Source organism: Niastella populi (genome assembly GCF_002078015.1).
GTDB lineage: Bacteria > Bacteroidota > Bacteroidia > Chitinophagales > Chitinophagaceae > Niastella > Niastella populi.
Map to the genome: position 1 here is coordinate 116661 of NZ_LWBP01000145.1, position 22640 is coordinate 139300.

Sequence of the window (22640 nt, forward strand, 5' to 3'; positions counted from 1 at the left end):
TTAAGCCTTAAGCGTTCGGCGTTTAGCCTGGAAGACCGCTGCTGCCTCCTGCTAAAAACTATTGTACGGTTTTAGCAGGAGGGGTTATTGGAGTTAAGCAGACGGTTTTTAACACACAGGAATTGGAACTACCTCGGTCTTTTTCGGACGTTGGATTTTAATACTGGTTAATCAAAGGATATACTGGTGGTTTTTCACGGATATTCGTTTGTCACGGACATTGGATCTGGATAATGGATTTTATGAATGATATTGGATTGTTCTTATTTGAAGTTGACTGGTACCGGATTTCTCTTGATCTTTTATTGGATATTGAACGCTGTTGGTTTTTCCTGAACATTGGAATAGATTGATTAGTAATCAATCAACTTCAGGGACAAAGGTAATACAGAAGCAAATGTTAACAAGAGCAGAAACTCTCGATTTAAATTGTTCAGTATTTACTGCAGAAGTCGTAGCTATCACTTACTGTTAAGCGTAGTATTTCTTCTAAGGGAAAGTAGTATTACGAAAGTGTAAAATATACAGTTTTATTTACATTGATCCTGGTCAAACATTTTATAAAAGCACATGTTTGAAATGCGCTTCCAGTAAGGGTTTGAGCGAATATGTCCAGCTTAATCCGGAATTTATACACATTAAACGAAGAAGGAATGCCATTGATCGAATAAAGTTCCGTCACCGCCAAAACATTGGCATCTTTGTTATGTTATTACGCTGTTGACGTACCCTATAAAATTCGTACCGGATTTACGAATGGCCTTAAATCCTAAAACTGTAGAATAAGCCCCTAAACCCTGAATTTTTTTTGATAATAAGTTTTTTGGTTTTGATCCGTACCCCGCATCCAATATCAATGAAAACCAGAAATCTCTATCAGCAAACCAGTCCTTAGTAAAAACCGTCCAAAGTACCTGAACAAGATTTCACAAGAGCGTCCTGTTAATAGCGGGGCGCTTTGTTTTTTAATGTGATAATGTGATAATTCGATAATGAAATTCCATTATCACATTATCGAATTATCAAATTAGCTAATTGCCCAACGCCTGAATTACATCATACTTGGTAACAATATGGTAATTCCCCAATTCATCCTTACTTAACACCGCCCCATTGTCTTTATTGATCAGCGTGCGCAATTTTTCAATAGGCGTATTGAAATCAACAATAGGGAAGGCGGGCTCCATTACGGTTTCGATGGCGGCATTTTTTATATCGGGGTTTGAAAATATTTTCTGGAACAAACCGCTTTCACTGATAGCGCCTACGGGCCCGCTGCCATTTATTACGGGAATATGTTCGATGTCATACTTGCGCATCAGTTCTACCGCATCCGACACGGTACGGGCAGGATCGATGGTCACCAGTTTTTGTTTGGCGCCGCGGTTATTGATGATGTCCTTACATGTTTTTACATCCATAAAACCTCTTTCCATCATCCACTGGTCGTTATAGATCTTGGCAACATAGCGGCTGCCATGGTCGTGGAAGATGCAAACTACCAGGTCGTCTTTCTTCAGCGGGTGGGCGGCTGCTATTTGCATCAGTCCCTGTATACAACTGCCGGCGCTGTAACCACAGAAGATCCCTTCATCCTTCGCCAGGCGGCGGGCCATGATGGCCCCATCACGGTCGGTTACCTGTTCAAAATGATCGATGACGCTCATGTCGTAGTTCTCCGGAACGAAGTCTTCCCCAAAACCTTCCGATATATAGGGGTGAACCTCATTCATATCTACTTCGCCTGTGCGAAAAAATTTGGTAAGCAGCGAACCGTACACGTCAACCGCCCATATTTTAATATTAGGGTTCTTTTCTTTCAGGTACATAGCCGTACCGGTTACCGTACCGCCGGTGCCGGCGGTGCAAACCAGGTGGGTGATTTTGCCATCGGTTTGTTTCCATATTTCGGGGCCCGTGGTTTCGTAGTGGGCGAGCCGGTTAGCGAGGTTATCGTATTGATTACAGTGAAACGAATTCGGAATTTCTTTGGCCAGGCGGCGGGCTACGGAATAATAGCTGCGCGGGTCTTCGGGTTCAACATTGGTTGGACAAACAATTACTTCGGCACCAACGGCTTTTAAGATATCGACCTTTTCTTTTGATTGTTTATCGGTGGTCGTGAAAATGCATTTGTACCCTTTTACACAGGCTGCCAGGGCCAGCCCCATTCCCGTATTACCGCTGGTGCATTCAATGATGGTGCCGCCGGGCTTTAATTTACCTTCTTTTTCCGCAACTTCTATCATTTTAACCGCCATGCGGTCTTTTATAGAGTTTCCCGGGTTAAAATAATCTACTTTGGCTACAACGGTGGCAGGTAGGTGGTTAGTGATCTTGTTGAGCTTGATAAGTGGCGTATTTCCAATCGTTTCGAGAATATTATTTTTAATATCCATTGCATGTAGTTTGTTGGCTGCAAAGGTACGTTTTTCCCCCGGCAGGTTGATTTTCAATCAGCGCGGCAGCTACCTTTGTGCAATTAGAATCAATACTTTGATGATTTTTTAACGTAGCGGCCCCGGGATCGGGTTTAAATTTGCAGAGGGGACCCTTATTATGAAAGTGTATTTTATTAGTGGACTTGCTGCCGACAAGCGTGTATTTAAATACATTTCGCTGCCGCCTGGTTGCGAAGCCGTACATCTGGAATGGATAACACCGGAAAAAGACGATACGCTTTCTTCGTATGCAATGCGACTGGCATCGAAAATAAACAGGGACGAACCTTTTGCCCTGGTTGGCTTATCATTTGGCGGCATGCTGGCCACTGAAATTGCCAAACAATACAAACCTGCCGTAACCATCCTCATATCGAGTGTACCGGTATCGAAACAGCTGCCCGGGTATTTTCGAATGGCCGGAAAAATAAAATTGCACAAACTGGTGCCGGTATCGTTGTTGAAATCATCGGCCGCCACCAAGCGGTACTTCACCCGCGAAAAAAGTGACGATAAGAAATTACTCTGGGACATCATCAATGAAAGCGACGCCGGTTTAATACGCTGGAGCATCGATGCCATTCTTAACTGGCAAAATGAAACCATTCCCCAACCGGTATGGCATATTCACGGAAGAAGAGATGAGATATTGCCGGTGAAGTTTACACAACCTACACTCACCATTCCCCGGCACGGACATTTGCTGGTAATGACCTGCCCCGAGGTTGTGAATGAATTTCTGGCAAAAGCCCTTACCGAAGGGGTGGCATGATGCCTTTTTACGAAAGTCTTATTGGTTCTCTTGTATATATAAGATGGCCCAGGTTGGGTCGTTGCAAAGCACTATCTGCATGAGCAGGAAGCTGATGGAAATTAGTATTTTTTTTACTTATAAACAAAGCCGGGACCAACCTATATATGTCATAATTTTGAGCACACCCAATAAAAAACCGGTACGTTTTTTATAAAAAAATGTTGTTGGTAAAAACAAGTTTTTTGTTTGTCAGCATACCTTACATTTGCGACCCCTTTGGAGGAAGTCTGACGTTAAGGAGCTGAAAAAGGGAAGCAGGTTCGGAATTACGATATTAAAAAAACTGCAAATTCTCAATAGATGGAAGTAAAGTACATTCAGAAGATCGCTGAAAAATTATCATTCAGCATTAAGCAGATCAATAATATTCACCAGTTGCAGAGCGAAGGAGCTACCATTCCTTTTATGGCCCGTTACCGGAAGGAAGCGACCGGCAATATGGATGAAGTTGGGATTACCCAGGTAGTTGAGCAGATCGCTTATTTTTCTGAACTGGATAAACGCAAAGAAACGGTTATCAAAACCATTGAAGGGTTGGGCAAATTAACGCCTGAGTTGAAAGACCGTATCGATAACAGTTTCGATGCTACCGAACTGGAGGATATTTATCTTCCTTACAAACCAAAACGCAAAACAAGGGCTACCCAGGCAATTGAAAAAGGACTGGAGCCATTGGCGAAAATGGTATTTGAGCAGGGGCTTGAAAATCCTGATGAAGCAGCCGCCAAATTCATCAACGAGCAGGTAAAGGATATCAAAGAAGCCATGCAGGGCGCCCGCGATATCATTGCCGAGTGGGTGAGTGAAAATGAACAGGCCCGTAATAAAGTGCGGCAGCAGTTCACCGAAACAGCCAAGCTTACATCGAAGGTATTGAGCAGCAAAAAAGAAGAAGAGGAAGCGCAGAAATACCGCGATTATTTTGAGTTCAATGAGAACCTGGCCGATAGCCCTTCCCATCGCATTCTGGCTATACGCCGTGCCGAGAAAGAAGGTTACCTGGTTATGGATATCAATATCGATAAACAAACCGCTGTTGAGGAGCTCAACAGAACGTTTGTAAAGAACAACAACCCTTTTGCCAGTGAGGTAAAGAAAGCGGTTGACGATTCTTTCGACCGGTTGTTGAAACCTTCTATCGAGAACGAATTCCGGTTAGTGAGCAAGAACAAAGCCGATGAAGAAGCGATTCAGGTGTTTACCGAGAACCTGCGTCAGTTGTTGCTGGCCTCACCACTGGGCTCTAAAAGAGTGCTGGCGCTCGACCCCGGTTTCCGTACCGGTTGTAAACTGGTTTGCCTTGATGCGCAGGGCAACCTGGTGTACAACACCGCCATCTACCCGCACCCGCCACAAAACGAATGGCAGAAGAGTGTGGCCGAATTAAAATTCCTGGTTGACAAATATGATATAGAAGCCATCGGTGTAGGTAATGGTACCGCCGGTCGCGAAACCGAACAACTGGTGCGCAGCATCGACTTCGGTAAAACCGTAAGCGTGTTCCAGGTAAATGAAAGCGGCGCTTCTATTTACTCCGCATCTGATGTTGCACGTGAAGAATTCCCCGATCAGGATGTTACCGTACGTGGCGCCGTAAGTATCGGCCGCCGTTTGCTCGATCCGCTGAGCGAACTGGTAAAGATCGATCCCAAATCAATTGGGGTTGGACAATACCAGCACGATGTAAACCAAACCCGCCTGAAAGAGGCGTTGGACAGGGTAGTGGAAAGTGCGGTGAACTTTGTGGGGGTTGATGTGAACACCGCATCAAAACACCTGCTGGTGTACGTATCAGGTTTAAGCAACACACTCGCTAAAAATATTGTCGAGTACCGCGCCAAGAACGGCCCTTTCAAAACCCGTGAAGAGTTGAAGAAAGTGCCGATGATGGGACCCAAATCATTTGAGCAGTGCGCCGGTTTCTTACGCATTCCCAATGCCGACAACCCGCTGGATAATTCATCTGTTCACCCCGAAAGTTATCACGTGGTGGAAGCCATGGCAAAAGACCTGCAGGCTTCGCTGGAAGACCTGATCAAAAAAGGCGACCTGCGCAAGAAGATCAACAAAAAACAATACATCACAGAAAGCATCGGTGAATATACCATCGATGATATCTTAAAGGAACTGGAAAAACCCGGTCGCGACCCGCGTGCGCAGATCGAGGAGTTCCGTTTCGATGATACCATCAAGGCCATCGAAGATGTAAAACCGGGTATGACCGTACCGGGCATCATCACCAACATTACCAATTTCGGGGTGTTTGTTGATATTGGCGTAAAACAGGATGGACTGGTGCATATTTCTCAACTGAGTAATACCTATGTAAGCGATCCCAACGAGGTAGTGAAACTGCAGCAGAAAGTAATGGTAACCGTTACCGATGTGGATGTTTCGCGTAAAAGGATCTCGCTTACCATGAAAGATCAACAAAAAGGCGGTGGTGAAAAACGCAGCGGTGGCGGCGATCGCAAACAGAACAGCGGTGGCGGAAAAGCACAGCCGAAAAAGGCTGAACCGCTGAACCCCTTCCAGGCGAAGCTGGCGGAATTAAAGAAAAAGTTTAATGATTAGTTGATTAGTTGACTAGTTGACGAGTTAACTAGGTTCGGGCCCGCGAAAAGTTGATAAAGTGATAAAGGATAACCCGCGTTTCTGCATGCCTCGCAGCAGGAATACAAATAAAGGTTTCTAAATAATAAGTCCCACGCCGGTAACCGGGGTGGGACTTTACATTTAAAGAAGGATGCAAAAACTAAGAACTAAGAACTGAGAACTATGAACTATGAACTATGAACTGAGAACTGAGAACTATGAACTGAACAACTGAATAACCAGAGTCCCCCCGAGTTTGAAAATTCGTTTGTAGAAGACGAAGTTCAGTGACGCGGTTATTTATGCTGGTTGGCGATCTCCTGCTTTTTTCTATTCAGGTACATATCGAGTAGCACAAGGCCCAGTACCGCATTGATCATCATAAATGCCGATGTGTAAGTATTGTTGAAAAAGCCGCTCATATCTACTTTACTGATCCTGCTGTAGTCAATTAATGAAGCGCCGGTTGCTGTTGCCGGCCAGGTCATTTGTGCAAAACCTGCTATCAGCATACCAATAATGCTGCAAAAGAAAAAGAGCGCAATACCCCAAACGATCCGTTTGTTGATATACGATTTGGCGGCAGGCGCAATATGGTGTTTGCTTATAGATTCCATGATGTTTTGTGTGAAACGCATGGAAGGTTCGTCCAGCTCCAGATGGTTGTTCAGCAGGGTTTGTAATTCAAGCAGCTCCTGGTACTTTTGGCGCCACGCGTGGTTAGAAGCGATCAGCTCAGCGATGAACAGGCGCTCATCACCGGTGCAAACACCATCGATGTATTCCCACAAACGTTCCTCCATATTCTGTTGACTGCTCATTGTTTTGTTTTTAAGTTAACTAACCAACCATATCTTTTACTTCTTCCGCATAATGCTTTTCCATTTTCTCTTTCAACCGTTGCCTGGCGCGGTGCAGTTTTACTTTAGCGGTGTTCGGGTCAACGCCAATGATACGGCCGATCTCTTCAAGGCTTTGTTCTGCCTGGTAAAATAAAGTGATTATACGGGCATCGTCGACACTCAATAATTTAATAGCCTCATTAATTACCTGCGCTTTCGATTTCTGTTCTACCTGGTTCGCCCTGAAAGTAGCGTTCTGATTGTCTGCCACTTCAAATATATGTTCATTGTCGAGCGAATGAACGGATATTTTCTTTTTGCGTAAAAAGGTGATACAGGTAGTGGTGACAATCGTATACAGCCAGGTGCTGAATTTTGATTCGCCCCTGAAATCGGCCAGGCTGCGGTAAGCCTTTACAAATACATCCTGGGCAATTTCTTCAGCATCTTCCCGGCTGATCGTATAGCGCAATACAATGGTAAAAACGAAATTCTGGTATCGTTTTACCAAATGCGCGTACAGTGCCTGTTCGCCCCCAAGCACTTTGTTGATGATCTCGTTATCAGCCGGTCCGGTTTGCATTATTTAAACTATGACGATGTTGAAAGTGATCAGGTTACAGTATCTTCCTTAATTTATCGGGGAAGAAAAGGCATTGCCTGTGCCGGAAATATGATCCCATGATTATCAGTAGTTTATTCAGCGTAAATATTACAGGAGTGTTCGGTTTTGATACTTTTCTGTTCATTTTTGAAATAATTTCTGTGAACTCCTGTAACCGGCCGGGCAGGACGGTAGTCATAGTTGATGTATCGGTACTACAAAAATTAAAACCCTAACAATAATAAAATTTAAATAGTATGCAACCAGGAGAAGCCATTGTAATGATTATACTTTTTCTCTCTTTTTTCACTTTGATCTTTGGTATTGTGTATTTGCAAAAGCGTGAAAACCTTGCAATGCTTGAGAAAGGATATAATCCAAGAGAAAAGGTAAACCGTCCGGCACCATATACCAACCTGAAATGGGGTTTGCTTTTGATGGGCGCGGGTATAGGACTGGCATTGTCTTATTTTGTTACCCAATACATGTTGCACGATTATGAGAACCCGGCCCTGTGGTTTGCATTTTTAGCAATCGGCGGCGGAGCCGGCCTTATTGCTTCCTATAAAGTGGAGAAAAAAGAGCTGCTTGATCCACAGAATCAGGCTGAACGAAGAGCGGCTTGAAGTTGTTCAGTTCACAGTTCACAGTTCACAGTTCATAGTTCATAGTTCATAGTTCATAGTTCATAGTTTTTTCAATGATGGTGCGATTACCTATTATTTGCATCTTTGCTTTATAAACAACAGTCCCACCCCGGTTACCGGAGCGGGACTGTTGTTTATAAGTATTCCATTCAACTTTGAATCTTGTAGAGCGTTTTCAGAAACGCGGGTTATCCTTTATCACCTCTATAAACTGCATCAACTTTTCAACTTACAGCGAGCCTGCCCTTGTCAACCCGTCAACTCTACCTCCCCATCACCTCTAACGCTTTCGAAATAGCCGTATCATCAGAATTGCTCACTTCATAATATCCTTCCATTCGCCAGATCTGCCGGGCCAGCCAGGTCTTGATGCGTTTTTCGATCTCCACCTTATCACGCTCAGGTACGTTTTGAATGTTAATAGAGTTCCTGCCTGCATAACCGATCAGGCTGTTCCAGGCGGTGCGGGTATCGTTATAACGGCGCGCAAAATCAGCCGGGTCTTTAAACTGGTCGAAGTAGGCTTTGTTTTGCTGGTAATAGGTATAAATGAATTTACTGAACAGCTGGTTGTCGAACAACACATACACATTGCTCGAGAACGTGGCCGTATCGAACGGAATAAAAACGTCGGGGGTAATACCGCCGCCGCCATATACGATCCTGCCTTTTTTGGTCCTGAACGCGGGGCCGGTATGTTTGGTAACGGTATCGCCGTTTACCAGCTCGCCGTTTGCAAAACGTTCAGCAAGCTCTTCATTATAGGCATCGCGGCCTTTGTTATATGGCTTTTGAATATTGCGGCCGAGGGGCGTAAAATAACGGGCAACGGTAAGGCGCAGAGCAGAACCATCGCTGAGGTCGTATTGCTCCTGTACCAGCCCTTTACCGAAAGTGCGGCGGCCGATAATGGTAGCGCGGTCCCAGTCCTGCAGGGCGCCGGCCACAACTTCACTGGCCGATGCGGAGCTTTCATCAACCAGCAGCACCAGTTTGCCGGTTTCGAACAAACCGGGGCGTTTGCAGAGGTATTCTATCTTTTCCTGTTTATTGCCCTGGGTATAAACGATCAGTCGTTCGTCATCGAGGAATTCATCGACAATATCGGTGGCTTCGGTGAGTATACCGCCGCCATTGCCCCGAAGATCGAAGATGAGTTTTTTCATGCCTTTTTGCTTAAGGGTTTCCATGGCCTTCATGAACTCTTCATAGGTAGTGCCGCTGAATTTGTTCAAATGTATATAACCGGTAGTAGTATCGATCATATAGGCGGCGTCGACCGAATATAAAGGGATGGTGCCGCGGGTAATGACCGTTTCAACCGGTTTGCCATTGCGCAGAATGGTAACGTTAACCTTGCTGCCGCCAATGCCGCGCAGGAGATTCTTTATTTTGTCGCCCGTGATCGACCTGCCTGCAACCGCCGAGTCGCCCACTCTCAGGAATTTATCACCCACTTTCAGTCCGGCTTTATCGCTGGGGCCGTCGGAAAGCACATTGGTAACATGTACCGTATCGTCTATTATAAAAAATTCAACTCCAATGCCCTCAAAATTGCCCTGCAGGTCTTCGTTTATTTCTTCCACGTTAGAAGCAGGAATAAAAACGGAATGCGGATCGAGGTGGGCCAGCATGGCCTGTATGGCTTCCCCGGCCAGGGTGTCAGTATTTACTTTGTCAACATATCTTAAATTCACCAGGTCAACCACCTCCTGTAAAACCGATCGTTTGCCTCTGTTAAAAATACTGCGCGAACCGGGAACGTTATCCCTTAATGCCGAACCAATGGCCATGCCCAAAATCAAAACCAACGAAAACAACAGTGGCATCCATACTTGAAGTCTTTTCATTTGAAATTGTATAGTTTTTTTATGCTTAACGCTGAAGGCTTAACGCTTAACGCCGAATGCTTAACGCTGATCTTCGAAATATAGTCTGCCCGAAAAATTTCGAAGATCTCAAAATTCGGGATTCAGCCTTCCGCCTTTTGCCTTCCGCCTTTTGCGTACTGTCAGTGAATTTGCCGGAGGGGCAACGAAACAGCTTCGCAAGTGATAGAAATCTGCAAAATTTCGGCGAAGTTCATAATTAATTTGCAAGTAACGTTTTTTTGTTTTGAATGGTTACAGTCCGCATGATTCCCACACTTCAAACAAATGAGCGGTATCGGCAGGTGCCTGTAATTCAGGCGGTTTGCGTTTTTATGCAGGTTATTGGACCGGCCTTCAGCATGGTTGTTTCAGCTAGGCGTCTTACCTTCGCGGGATGGCTGATATGTATAAATGAGCCTGTATTAAGGGTTTGGAATTATTCGACTAAACGGTTATAAAATATGGCTATACTGCTGGCAGATAGTGGAGCAACAAAATGTGAATGGTTTCTGGCAGAATCGAAAGAAAGCACTACAACGGCTTTCACTCAGGGCATCAGTCCGTATTTCTTCAATACAGAAAAAACGGTGACCTTATTGCAGGAGGAATTACTGCCGCAGTTGCCTGCATCGGCGGTAATTGAGGAGATCCATTATTATGGCACCGGCATGCGTAACCCGGTTAATGTGGATATGGTACGGCAGTCCCTGGCAACTGTTTTTAAAAAAGCCGACATAGAGGTAAGCGACGACATGCTGGCGGCAGCCAGGGCTTTGAACGGCCGCAATGCAGGCATGGCCTGTAATTTGGGTACCGGTTCTTTTGCGGTGTATTACGATGGTAACACCATAACCCGGCAGGCGGCCGGCATCGGGTATATTTTAGGCGATGAGGGAAGCGGCGCCTACCTGGGCAAAAAAGTACTTCAATATTATTTGTACAATACGTTTGATGAAGAGCTGCGTTATAAGTTCGAAAAAAAGTATAGTGCAACACCCGTTGATATTCTGGAGAATGTATACCGGAAGCCCCTGGCAAACAGGTACATGGCTACTTTTTGCCTGTTCCTGTCGGAGAACCGGGGACATTATATGATCGAAAATATAATCGAAGACGGGTTGAATGACTTCTTTTTCACCCACCTGTGTAAATTCCCGGAAAGCTGGAACAGCCCCATCCATTTTGTAGGCGGCGTGGCTTTTGCGTTCCATGATATAATAAATGATCTGTGCCACTCCTACGAGTTTGACCAGGGAAAAATTCTGAAAGGTGCTATGGAAGGCCTTATCCAATACCATGTACAATAAAAACCCGAATTTGTGAGTAACCCGAATAAAACATTGAACAACAGAAATATGGCAGCAGATTTTACCAGAGTAACCGAGCAGTCGAGCGATTACCGGCATCTTGATCAAATGAGTATTCATGAATTACTTACCAACATGAATAATGAGGACAGGAAGGTGCCTGCTGCAGTGGAGAAAGCCATTCCCCAGATTGAAAAACTGGTAGCCGCCATTTCTGATAAAATGCTTGCCGGCGGCCGGTTGTTTTATATAGGCGCAGGCACCAGCGGCCGCCTCGGTATCCTTGACGCCAGCGAAATTCCCCCCACCTATGGCCTGCCACAGGGCCTTGTTATCGGTATCATTGCCGGCGGCGATATAGCCATTCAACGCCCCGTAGAACAGGCTGAAGACAGCTGGGAGCAGGGCTGGGCCGATCTTATGAAACATGCCATCGATGAAAAGGATGTGGTTATAGGCATTGCCGCCAGCGGCACCACGCCCTATGTAATAGGCGCGTTGACCGAAGCCCGTAAAAAAGGCATCATCACCGGTTGTATAACCTGTAATGCCGGCTCCCCGCTGGCCAATGCCGCAGAGTTGCCGGTTGAAGTGGTGGTAGGCCCCGAATTCGTTACCGGCAGCACCCGCATGAAAAGCGGCACCGCGCAAAAACTGGTGCTGAACATGATCTCCACCGCCGTTATGATCCAGATAGGAAGGGTAGAGGATAACAAAATGGTAAACATGCAGCTGACCAACAGCAAGCTGGTCGATCGCGGCACCAAAATGGTTATGGAAAAAACCGGCATCAATAGTTATGACAAAGCCCGCGAACTGTTACTGAAATACGGCAGCGTTAAAAAAGCGGTTGATTCGTTGAGATAGGAAAAAGGCAACGAGGCAACGAGGCAACGAGGCAACGAGGCAACGAGGCGGAAAGCAATCGGTTTTTGAGCGGCGCAGGGTTGCATTTCCTGCTGAAATTACCGCAAGTTATTTCACAGCCTGCCCCGATGGAGTCGGGGGGTGCTGTTTCTCCTTTCGCGAGGCCACTCACGATTGCCGATGCACGATTCACGTTTCACGTCGGCCGTTTCACGATTTTGAAACCTTCGCAAAAAGCTGTAACTTTTAAGTACATATCATTAAACTTTTACTTATGAGGTACAGCTTTACTTTTGCATCATGCCTGTTGTTGATCACAGCGCAGTTAACTGCCCAGCAAAGACAAACTACCGCCTACGCTATAACAAGTTCCGAAAAGGGAAATTTTAACTGGACCGATGTAAAGCAGATCGACTTTACCTCGGGGGCCGTTACCCGTTCGGTGTTCGATGCCAGGCAAACCAATTTCACGGTGTTCAGTGCACGAACCGGTAAAGAAATAAAACCGCTTACCACAAACGGTGCAACTACCAATGCTACGGTGCCGGTAGCTTCATTGTCGGCCGCATGTGCATACGATCAGCGGCACAACCGTTTGTATTATGCTCCTTTGTTCATGAACCAGCTGCGGTATATCGATCTCGATGAAAAGGAGCCAAAGATCTATTACTTCGATAACGAACAGTTTTCACCTGTAACCGATATAAATAATGAAGCCAATCACATAACCCGTATGGTTATTGGAGCCGATGGAGATGGCTATGCATTGAGCAACGATGCCAACCACCTCATTCGTTTCACCACCGGCCGTAAAGCCGTTATAACCGATCTGGGCGCTTTGCAGGACGATCCTGCCAACGGCGATAAGTCGATTCATGCAAAAGTTACGGGCTGGGGGGGCGATATGATCGCCGATGCAGCCGGTAACCTGTATGTTATATCGGCATACCGCCAGGTGTTCAAAGTGAATATTCAAAGTAAAGTGGCTACCTGGCTGGCCGAAATAAAAGGATTGCCGGCCGCCTTTACTACCAATGGCGCCGTGGTAGATAGCGAAGGCTTTCTGATCGTGAGCAGCGCCAATACTGCCGAAGGGTATTACAAAGTTGATATGAGCTCATGGGCGGCCACCCGCATCGACATTCAGGGAACCGTGTTCAATGCATCGGACCTTGCCAATGGCAACCTGGCCTTTGCCAAAGACGTTCCTTCAGTGCCATTGATAAACAGGGCGCTTATCCGTAATGAAAAAATTGCATTATATCCAAACCCGGTTGCCACCAACCAGATCTATGTAAGCTTCAATAGTAAGGAATCCGGCCGGTACACCATACTGCTGGTTACGCTTACCGGCCAGGTCATCTCTGAAAAAATAGCGGTGATCGCAAATGGCGCACAGGTAGTACCCGTAAATGTAAAAGCCGGTTTGTCAAAAGGTACCTATATGGTGAAAGTGTTAAGTAATAGTAAAAAAGCAATTTTCACCGACAAGCTGATGGTAGAATAATACAATAAAAAATATTTGGAAACCGCATTGCGAAGGCTGTAAATTGCTACAGCCTTTTTTTATTATTTCGGGACTTCTGAATTTCGGGATTTATAGATTGGTTAAATGCAGCGTAATGAAGAGATCTCAAAATCAGAAATCACCAGTTGCCTTCGTGGCATAGTTTTTAATTGATTTTTAATTAAATGCTGAATATGAAACTGAGACAGGCGATGATAATAAGAGGGCCCGGCGTTCAGGTAATTTTGCCACTTGCCTATTGTCTATTGCCTATTGATTTAATTTATGCATGAAATAGAACCATTTTATAATTGGCGTCACATTTACACCAGTGAACAGGACGAGAAATCACCATTCTTCGGGAGGGTGTATTCTGAGTTTACATTTTCACAAACCGTTTACAATTATTATATCCATCCGCAATGGGACGATTTCGGTTCCCGTACCATGTACCTGAAAACATTGATGGCCGATTATGAAGAGAAGTATGCCATCATAGAACTGATAGGCGAGTGGAACGATGCCATCGAAAATGATATCATGGAACTGAAGCGCGAGGTAACGGATGTTTTCTTTTATGAAGGTATTACGAAATTCATTTTCATTGCAGAGAACGTATTGAACTTTCACAGCGGCGATAAAGATTATTACCAGGAATGGTTTGAAGAAGTGACCGATGAAGATGGCTGGATCGCTATCCTGAACATGCCCGAACAAACGCAGCACGACTTCAAACATGCCCGCCTTAACCGCTACATAGAGCTGATGGAGCTTACCAACTGGCGCACCTATAAACCTTTTCATTTATTCAAGCTGATCGACGACCAAATTGGGAAACGACTGGAATAGTCTAGTTGGAAACCGGGTTTTAAAATCGCTGAAATTAGCTGCCAGACAGGGTTTGGTGACTAAAAGCCGGGGTTGGATGCAGTAATTTAATTTGAAAAAAGTTTGAACATAAGTAATTAGTTGTTATTTTTGACCCGATGAATATCTCAAAAGCATACGGTTTCTTTTACTTTTATTTTTATTTCTACTTTAAAAGTAGGCCGGGAATGCTTTTGTTGACAACTAAATAAAAAACAAAAAGATCAACATAAGAAGTCCCGGCCAAAAGCCGGGACTTTTTTTATGCCTTATTCAACGGCACGCATAAAAAAGAATCTATGGTCGACCGAAAACAACAACAGGAGATCACCGGCGCAACGCCAGCATCAAATGGCATGCAAGGCACTGGTATCAAGGTTTCTATACAGGGTTATGAAGGAAGTTTTCACCAGGTGGCAGCCCGCCAGTTCTTTGGAAAAAATGTAGAAGTAATACCTTGCGCCACCTTTCGCGACCTGATCAAAATTGCCACGAATAAAAAGGAAAGCAACGGTGGCGTTATGGCCATCGAAAATTCCATCGCCGGCAGCATTTTACCCAACTACAACCTGTTGCAAAAAAGTACCCTCAGGATCATCGGCGAAATTTACCTGCCTATAAAACAACAACTGTTAGTTAACCCCGGGGTACAACTTGAAGATATACGCGAAGTGCATTCACATTATATGGCCATTCAGCAGTGCCTCGAGTACCTCGATAAATACAACTGGAAGCTGGTTGAAACCGAAGACACGGCCTTAAGCGCCAAACATGTTCACCAGCACCGCAGCAAACACATAGCCGCCATTGCCAGCAAACTCGCCGCCGATCTGTTCAGCCTCGAAGTGATAGCGCCCAACATTCACACAATGAAAAATAACTATACCCGGTTCCTGGTGCTGCAACCAGGGGAAGTAGCACAACCGGTTACTGATGCCGATAAAGCATCGGTAAGTTTTATAACCGATCACTCACGCGGAAGTCTTGCCCGGGTACTTACCCGTATAGCTGATGGCGGTATCAACCTGAGCAAACTGCAAAGCTTTCCTATCCCGGGCAGCGACTGGAAGTACAGCTTTCATGCAGATATGGAATTCGAGACCATTGACCAGTTCAATGATGTTATAAAACATATGCAGCCTATTACCGAAGAAGTGAAAGTATATGGGGTGTATAAGAAAGGAAAGAATGTTGAATAATGGTTGCCGGTTACCGGTTCAGGGTACCGGAAAATACAAATACCGGAACGCCCGGTACCCGGTAACAGCAAAATAAGTCACTAACGATTCAAATAAACGAACCAGGAAATATTATACCATGCAAACTTCAAAGAGACTGGAAGGAATTGGCGAATATTATTTCTCGCAAAAGCTGAGGGAGATCGATGAGTTGAACAAACAGGGGAAGAACGTGATCAACCTCGGTATAGGCAGTCCCGACCTGCCGCCGCATGCCGATGTGGTAAAGACCCTGCAGGAAGAAAGCGCCAAACCCAACGTGCACGCGTATCAAAGCTATAAAGGATCGCCGGTGTTACGTAAAGCCATCAGCGACTGGTACAAAAAATGGTATGATGTTGAACTGAACCCCGAAACCGAAATATTACCCCTGCTGGGTAGTAAGGAAGGGATCATGCACATCTGCATGACCTATCTCGATGCCGGCGATAAAGTACTTGTGCCCAACCCCGGTTATCCCACTTACAGAAGCGCTGTAAAGCTGGCCGGCGGCGGGTGTGTTGACTACGATCTTACCGAAGCCAACAACTGGGAGCCTGATTTTAATGCATTGGATAAACTGGTGGCAGCCGGCGGCACTTTCAAATTAATGTGGATCAACTATCCGCAGATGCCTACCGGTCAGTTGCCTTCAGCCGCCCTGTTTGAAAAGATAGTGGCCTTCGGAAAAAAACATAACATTCTTATTTGTCATGATAACCCTTACAGTTTTATTCTCAACGATGCACCGGCAAGCATCCTGCATGTGCCGGGTGCAAAAGAGATAGCTGTTGAACTGAACTCGCTCAGCAAATCGCATAACATGGCCGGCTGGCGGGTAGGGGTGTTGAGCGGCGCCAAAGAACGCATCGATGAAGTGCTGCGGTTTAAAAGCAATATGGACAGCGGTATGTTCCTGCCCGCGCAATTAGCGGCTGCAAAAGCATTACAATTGCCCAAAAGCTGGTACGATGAAGTGAACGTCATTTACAAAAAACGCCGCCAGAAAGTATTTGAGCTGCTCGATCTGTTGCAATGCGTGTATGATAAAAGTCAGGCCGGCATGTTCGTATGGGCAAAGATCCCTTCGAACTATAAAACCGGTTATGAGCTCAGCGATGAAGTGCTGTATGGAACCGGCGTATTCATAACGCCCGGCGGCATCTTCGGAAAGGCAGGCGACGGGTACATCCGCGTAAGCCTTTGCAGTCCTGAAGAACGTTTTGCCGAAAGCATTGAACGGATCAAAGAATTTAAACCAGCATTAAAAGTTAAATAGAAATGTTCAATACTGTTACCATAGTCGGAGTAGGGTTGATCAGCGGTTCTTTCAGTCTTGCGTTGAAAGAAAGGGCCCTGGTTAAAAAAGTGATCGGCGTAAGCCGTACCGAAGCCAGCGCGCAAAAAGCCATAGAGCTGGGTTTGATAGATGAAGCGCTGCCCCTTGAAGAAGCGGTAAAACAGGCCGACCTCATTTATGTAGCCATACCTGTTGACGCCACCATTGGCGTAATGCAGCAGGTGATGGATATGGTAACGGATAAACAGATCGTTGCCGATGCGGGCAGTACCAAACATGCGTTGTGCGCTGCTATGGACGTTCATCCCATGCGCCGCCGCTTTGTGGCAACCCACCCCATGTGGGGTACTGAGTACAGCGGTCCGGAGGCGGCCGTACGCAATGCATTCGTTGGCCGTTCCTGCGTGATCTGTGAAAAAGAAAAAAGCGATGCGGCCGCGGTTGCAACCATTGAAGAAGTTTACCGTCAATTAGGAATGCACCTGGTATACATGGATGCCGACAGCCATGATATGCATACGGCGTATATCAGCCACATCTCACACATTACCTCCTTTGCACTGGCCAATACGGTTCTGGAAAAGGAGAAAGAAGAAGATACCATTTTTGAACTGGCCGGTGGCGGTTTTGAAAGTACAGTACGGTTGGCGAAAAGTAATCCCGCCATGTGGGTGCCGATCTTCAAACAGAACCGCGAGCATGTGCTCGATGTATTGAATGAGCACATCAGCCAGCTGCGTAAGTTCAAGGCTTGTCTCGAAAAGGAGAACTACACTTATTTGCAGGAGCTCATTGAGCAGGCGAATACGATAAAGAGGATACTTAAGTAGTACCTCCAATCCCCTAAAGGGGGAGGAGTAAATACAGTTCCAGGTCACGAGTTCTTTGTTTTGGCATTTCTGCTTTAGGCAGCCTGAAGCGTGCAAATAATTATGAGGCTTGGGTATAGGACCTTTCACGTTTCCCAGCCTGTCCCGATGATGTCGGGGTTTGCCGTTTCATGATTGCAACCGGGGATCGTAAAACCCACAAAGTTGATTCAGCTAAAATGCTGAATAGAAATAGATAAATCCCGAAACCCTTGCTACGTCCGGGTTTCGTAGAATGAATGGTAAGAAAGACAAATTATACGAGACGGCCGGTAAAAGGCCGGCTTAACATGATATCATCAAATTGCTCTTTGAACCGGATTTTATTTAGGTCAACGGCCATAATAACAGTACCTTTGCGCCAAATTTTCTGACTATGATAACATTTGATGCATTGGGTTTAAATGAGCGGCTGATTCAGGCTACCAATGCTTTAGGATTTGTTAATCCCACGCCGATACAGGAACAGGCTATTCCTGTTTTATTGAGCGGCACCAAAGATCTGGTGGGATTGGCACAAACAGGCACCGGTAAAACGGCTGCATTTGGGTTACCCCTTTTGCATTTGGTGAACGAGCAGGCCAAGCATCCCCAGGCATTAGTGGTGTGTCCGACGAGAGAATTGTGCATGCAGATCGTGAACGAAGTAGAAGGGTTTAAAAAGTTTATGCCCGGTATGTTTGTGGTGGCTGTTTATGGCGGCACCCCAATTGGACAACAGATCCGGGAGTTGAGAAGAGGCGTGCAGATCGTAGTAGCCACACCCGGCCGTTTGATCGATCTGATCGAACGCAAGGCCATCGACCTAGAGCAGATCCAGTACGTGATCCTCGATGAAGCCGATGAAATGCTGAACATGGGCTTCCAGGAAGATATTGAGTTCATTTTAAAGAACACTCCCAAACGTGAAGCCACGTGGTTGTTCAGCGCTACCATGCCACCTGAAATTAAACGGGTAAGCAAGCGCTACATGAAAGACCCGGTTGAGGTTACGGTAGGTAAAGTGAATTCGGCCAACAAGAACATCGATCACCAGTACTATATCACCAGTGCCCAGCACCGGTACGAAGCGCTGAAACGCCTGATCGATTTCAACCCCGGCATTTACGGCATCATTTTCACCCGTACCAAGGCCGATGCCCAGGATATTGCCGAGAAGTTGACCCGTGAAGGATACGATATCGACGCATTGCATGGCGACCTTACGCAGCAGCAACGCGACAAGGTAATGGGTGATTTCAGGGATAAGACCTTACAGCTCTTAATAGCAACCGATGTGGCCGCCCGCGGTATCGACGTACAGGGCATCACGCATGTGATCAACTACGAACTGCCCGATGATGTGGAAGTATACACCCACAGAAGCGGCAGAACGGGCCGTGCCGGTAAAACAGGGGTTTGTATGTCAATCGTGCATGTACGTGAGCTGGGAAAAATGCGGCAGATACAAACCATTGTACAGGCGCCTTTTCACAAGCTCGAGATCCCTACCGGCAAAGATGTTTGCCGCAAACAGTTCTACCATTTCATGGATAAGCTGTTGTCGCTCGAGGTGAACCACGGTGATTACGAAACCTATGTGCCTATGCTCGAGGAGAAGTTCGCCGACATGAGCAAGGAAGAGATCCTGAAGCGCGTAGCCGCCATGGAGTTCGACCGCTTTTTGAAATATTATGAGAACGCCGAAGACCTGAACGTACGTGAACAACGCCGTGAAAGAGGCGACAGGTTAACAGTGAGAAGGGACGGCGCCGGTGGCGACAGAAAGTCATTTACCGATACCCGCGGCAGAAGGTTCGCCGGCGGTGGCGGTGATTATACCAAGTTATTTGTAAACCTGGGCACCAAAGACGGCTTTTACAAAGCCAGTTTCCTGCAGTTCATTTTAGATATGAGCGAACTGCAGAAAGAAGTGCTCGGCAGAATAGATATGAAGGAAATGAATAGCTGGATCGAGATCGATAAGCGGGCAGCCCGCCAGATGATCCAGGCTATTGACGGAAGAAATTATAAGGGTAGAAGGATCAGGATGAATGAAGCGGATAGCAGAAGATAATTAGCTAATTTGATAGTGTGATAATTAGCTAATTGTGAGATACGAAGTCTTCATTTCATTATCACATTATCAAATTATCACATTATCAAATTGAAAATTAATATGCAACAAACATCAACAACCATGAGAGAGACCGTGCAACAGGTGTGGAAAAAGCGTCCTATGATCATTAGCGGACCTTGCAGTGCCGAAACAGAAGAGCAGGTACTGGAAACAGCCACCCGTTTGGCAAAAACAGGAAAGGTAGATATTCTTCGTGCTGGTATCTGGAAACCACGCACCCGTCCCGGCAGCTTTGAAGGCATTGGCACCAAGGGTTTACCCTGGATGCAACAGGCCAAAAAGATCACCGGTTTACCCGTAACTGTGGAAGTAGCAACCGCCAAACAGGTAGAAGACGCACTGACCTTCGACGTAGACGTACTGTGGATCGGCGCCCGTACCACCGTTAACCCATTCAGCGTACAGGATGTAGCTGATGCCTTACGTGGTGTTGATGTTCCCGTTTTGATCAAGAACCCTATCAATCCCGACCTGGAACTGTGGACCGGCGCCGTTGAGCGTGTGGCCAAGGCAGGCATCAAACAAATTGGTTTGATCCATCGCGGATTCAGCTCTTACGGAAATACCGAATACCGGAATGCGCCCATGTGGCACCTGGCCATTGAAATGAAACGCCGCAACCCGGAATTATTAATGATCAACGATCCCTCACATATCAGCGGCCGCCGCGATATCCTGCTCGATGTAGCCCAGAAAGCCATTGACCTCGATATGGACGGTCTGATCATCGAAAGCCATATAGACCCCGATAAAGCATGGAGCGATGCCAAACAACAGATCACTCCTGAAAGACTGGGCGAAATGATCGGACAGATCGTATGGCGTAAAGAAGATATCAACTCCGAAGAATTTCACGCCGCGCTTGAAAAACTGCGCCAACAGATCAACCACCTCGATGATGAACTGATGCAGATCCTCAGCCAGCGTATGAGCATTGCAGAAAAGATCGGCGAATACAAAAAGAACAATAACATCACCATTCTGCAAACCAACCGCTGGAATGAGATCCTGGAAAGAGCATTCAAAAAAGGCGAGAAGCTGAACCTGAGCAAAGAGTTCATCACCAAATATTTTGATGCCGTTCACATGGAGAGCATTAACCATCAGAATAAGATCATGAATTCGTAAATCGTGAATGGTCAATGGTGAATGGTGGATAACCCGCGAATCCGGAGATTCCGAACTAAACGGGGAGCTCAAAAGAGAAATCCATTGACAATTGACAATTGACCATTCTCCATAAGACTTCCTATATGACAAGCCCAAACAGCAAAGTGTATTTGTTCATTCATGTAATTACCTGCGTAAAGAACAAAGAACCTTTGTTGACAAAGCCTGTTCGTACGGTACTTTTCGCCCACATTAAAAAGCATGCAACTGAAAGTGGTATCAACGTGTTGTCGGTAAACGGCACCGAAGACCATATGCATGCCGTGGTGCAAATGATGGCTACGCAGAATCTGGCCCAGATCATGAAAAGCATCCGTACCGAATCGGCCGCCTGGATCAATGAAGGCAACTTCATCAAAAATCACTTCGAGTGGGATGACAGCTTTGCTGCGTTGAGCATTAGCCCCAGTAGTGTGAAACAGGTGTTGGACTATATTGAAAAACAGGAAGAACATCATAAAACGAAGACGTTGGAAAGTGAGCTGGAAGTGTTTCAGAAAATTCAGATTTGATAAGTGGTATGCAAACAAAAAGTTACCGGTTTTCATCTGCCTCCGTAAATTATTATTTCGATGCCGATTTTTCCAGACTGGAAAAAATGATCGGCAAAGATCATGCAGTGCTTATTACGGACGAACATATTTTCCAGGCCCATAAAAAGAAGCTGAAAGGGTGGAACTGCATCTCCCTGAAGCCGGGCGAAGAATATAAAGTACAGGCCACGGTTGATTCTATCGTTGAACAACTGATAGAGTTCAAAGCCGACCGCAGCACCTGGCTCATAGGTATCGGCGGTGGTGTGGTAACCGATATTACCGGTTATGTGGCGGCGGTATACATGCGGGGAATAAGATGTGGTTTTGTTCCCACCAGCATCCTGGCCATGGTCGATGCATCCATCGGCGGTAAGAACGGGATCGATGTAGGTATCTACAAAAACCTGGTAGGTACCATCAGGCAACCGCAATTCCTGCTATACGATTACAGCTTACTGAAATCGCTTCCCAAACAGGAATGGATCAACGGTTTTGCCGAGATCATCAAGCACAGCTGTATAAAGGATCTCCCCTTATTCAAAGAGCTGGAAAAAAATAAGATCACCCATTACCAAAGGAACAAACCGGCATTGGCCAAACTCATTCGCCGCAACGCTGACATTAAATCAACCGTAGTGGTGGCCGATGAGTTTGAAAAAGGCGAACGGCGCTTGCTGAACTTTGGCCATACCCTCGGGCATGCCATTGAAAATATGTATGAGCTCAGTCACGGACAGGCCATCAGTATCGGTATGACGGCCGCCTGCCAGATCTCGAACCGGCTGGTTGGTTTTAAAGACAGCGACCGGGTTATAAAAGTGCTTGACCAATATGGATTGCCCACGCTGGCCAACTTCGATAAGCAACAGGCTTTTGAAGTACTGAAAATGGATAAAAAGCGTGAGCAAAAAGAAATGAATTTTGTGCTGTTGGAGAAACTGGGGAAAGGGGTAGTAAAGCCTATTCCTATGGTGCAGCTCGAGAAGATCGTAAATGAACTTAGTTAACGTGTTGATTAAGTTAACGGGTTAATCAGTTAACCCGTTAACCCGTCAACTAATCAACTT

At 45.9% G+C, this 22640-nt stretch carries 18 protein-coding genes; 14 read left to right on the forward strand and 4 right to left on the reverse strand.

The features are described from left to right. Window positions 1-1031 precede the first annotated feature (1031 nt). A complete protein-coding gene (locus tag A4R26_RS13510; protein ID WP_081164322.1) occupies window positions 1032-2399 on the reverse strand; it encodes a pyridoxal-phosphate dependent enzyme in 1368 nt (455 codons plus the stop codon). Between the two features lie 160 nt (window positions 2400-2559). Between A4R26_RS13510 and A4R26_RS13515 the strand changes: the two genes are divergently transcribed. Continuing rightward, complete coding sequence (locus A4R26_RS13515) at window positions 2560-3213, forward strand: alpha/beta fold hydrolase (RefSeq protein ID WP_081164288.1); 654 nt, start codon at window positions 2560-2562, stop codon at window positions 3211-3213. A 342-nt stretch (window positions 3214-3555) separates the two neighbouring features. Further along, window positions 3556-5829 carry a Tex family protein gene (locus tag A4R26_RS13520; protein ID WP_081164289.1) on the forward strand — a complete coding sequence of 758 codons (2274 nt, stop codon included), beginning with the start codon at window positions 3556-3558 and terminating at the stop codon, window positions 5827-5829. A gap of 317 nt (window positions 5830-6146) precedes the next feature. Here A4R26_RS13520 and A4R26_RS13525 read toward each other — a convergent pair whose 3' ends face one another. Both A4R26_RS13525 and A4R26_RS13530 read right to left on the reverse strand, forming a co-directional pair. Next, window positions 6147-6671, reverse strand: coding sequence for a hypothetical protein (locus A4R26_RS13525; protein WP_081164290.1), 525 nt, complete (start codon window positions 6669-6671; stop codon window positions 6147-6149). Between the two features lie 19 nt (window positions 6672-6690). Further along, window positions 6691-7275: an RNA polymerase sigma factor gene (locus A4R26_RS13530; protein ID WP_081164291.1), complete on the reverse strand. Its 585-nt coding sequence runs from the start codon at window positions 7273-7275 to the stop codon at window positions 6691-6693. 278 nt (window positions 7276-7553) lie between these two features. Here A4R26_RS13530 and A4R26_RS13535 point away from each other — a divergent pair, with 278 nt between their 5' ends. Next, window positions 7554-7922: a DUF6249 domain-containing protein gene (locus tag A4R26_RS13535; RefSeq protein WP_081164292.1), complete on the forward strand. Its 369-nt coding sequence runs from the start codon at window positions 7554-7556 to the stop codon at window positions 7920-7922. 284 nt (window positions 7923-8206) lie between these two features. On the opposite strand, the gene A4R26_RS13540 is transcribed toward A4R26_RS13535, so the two are convergent. Continuing rightward, a complete protein-coding gene (locus A4R26_RS13540; protein WP_081164293.1) occupies window positions 8207-9793 on the reverse strand; it encodes a S41 family peptidase in 1587 nt (528 codons plus the stop codon). Between the two features lie 482 nt (window positions 9794-10275). Here A4R26_RS13540 and A4R26_RS13545 point away from each other — a divergent pair, with 482 nt between their 5' ends. From A4R26_RS13545 to aroB, 11 genes are all read left to right on the forward strand, one after another. Next, window positions 10276-11121: an N-acetylglucosamine kinase gene (locus A4R26_RS13545; protein WP_081164294.1), complete on the forward strand. Its 846-nt coding sequence runs from the start codon at window positions 10276-10278 to the stop codon at window positions 11119-11121. Window positions 11122-11133: 12 nt separating this feature from the next. After that, entirely contained in the window at window positions 11134-11988 is an 855-nt protein-coding gene (gene murQ / locus A4R26_RS13550) for an N-acetylmuramic acid 6-phosphate etherase (protein ID WP_242674904.1), read from the forward strand. Window positions 11989-12262: 274 nt separating this feature from the next. Next, window positions 12263-13495 carry a T9SS type A sorting domain-containing protein gene (locus A4R26_RS13555; protein ID WP_081164296.1) on the forward strand — a complete coding sequence of 411 codons (1233 nt, stop codon included), beginning with the start codon at window positions 12263-12265 and terminating at the stop codon, window positions 13493-13495. Between the two features lie 285 nt (window positions 13496-13780). Beyond that, window positions 13781-14344, forward strand: a complete 564-nt coding sequence (locus tag A4R26_RS13560; RefSeq protein ID WP_081164297.1) for a hypothetical protein — start codon at window positions 13781-13783, stop codon at window positions 14342-14344. 317 nt (window positions 14345-14661) lie between these two features. Then, window positions 14662-15561, forward strand: a complete 900-nt coding sequence (locus A4R26_RS13565) for a prephenate dehydratase (RefSeq protein ID WP_081164298.1) — start codon at window positions 14662-14664, stop codon at window positions 15559-15561. A gap of 118 nt (window positions 15562-15679) precedes the next feature. Continuing rightward, window positions 15680-16858 (forward strand): pyridoxal phosphate-dependent aminotransferase, encoded by a 1179-nt coding sequence (locus A4R26_RS13570; RefSeq protein WP_081164299.1) that lies wholly within the window; start codon window positions 15680-15682, stop codon window positions 16856-16858. 2 nt (window positions 16859-16860) lie between these two features. Further along, window positions 16861-17709 (forward strand): prephenate dehydrogenase, encoded by an 849-nt coding sequence (locus A4R26_RS13575; protein ID WP_081164300.1) that lies wholly within the window; start codon window positions 16861-16863, stop codon window positions 17707-17709. Window positions 17710-18124: 415 nt separating this feature from the next. Beyond that, window positions 18125-19804, forward strand: a complete 1680-nt coding sequence (locus A4R26_RS13580; protein WP_081164301.1) for a DEAD/DEAH box helicase — start codon at window positions 18125-18127, stop codon at window positions 19802-19804. 102 nt (window positions 19805-19906) lie between these two features. Beyond that, window positions 19907-20995: a chorismate mutase gene (locus A4R26_RS13585; RefSeq protein WP_242674905.1), complete on the forward strand. Its 1089-nt coding sequence runs from the start codon at window positions 19907-19909 to the stop codon at window positions 20993-20995. A 125-nt stretch (window positions 20996-21120) separates the two neighbouring features. Next, window positions 21121-21549 (forward strand): transposase, encoded by a 429-nt coding sequence (locus A4R26_RS13590; RefSeq protein ID WP_081164303.1) that lies wholly within the window; start codon window positions 21121-21123, stop codon window positions 21547-21549. Between the two features lie 8 nt (window positions 21550-21557). Next, window positions 21558-22580, forward strand: a complete 1023-nt coding sequence (gene aroB / locus A4R26_RS13595) for a 3-dehydroquinate synthase (protein ID WP_081164304.1) — start codon at window positions 21558-21560, stop codon at window positions 22578-22580. Window positions 22581-22640: the final 60 nt, after the last annotated feature.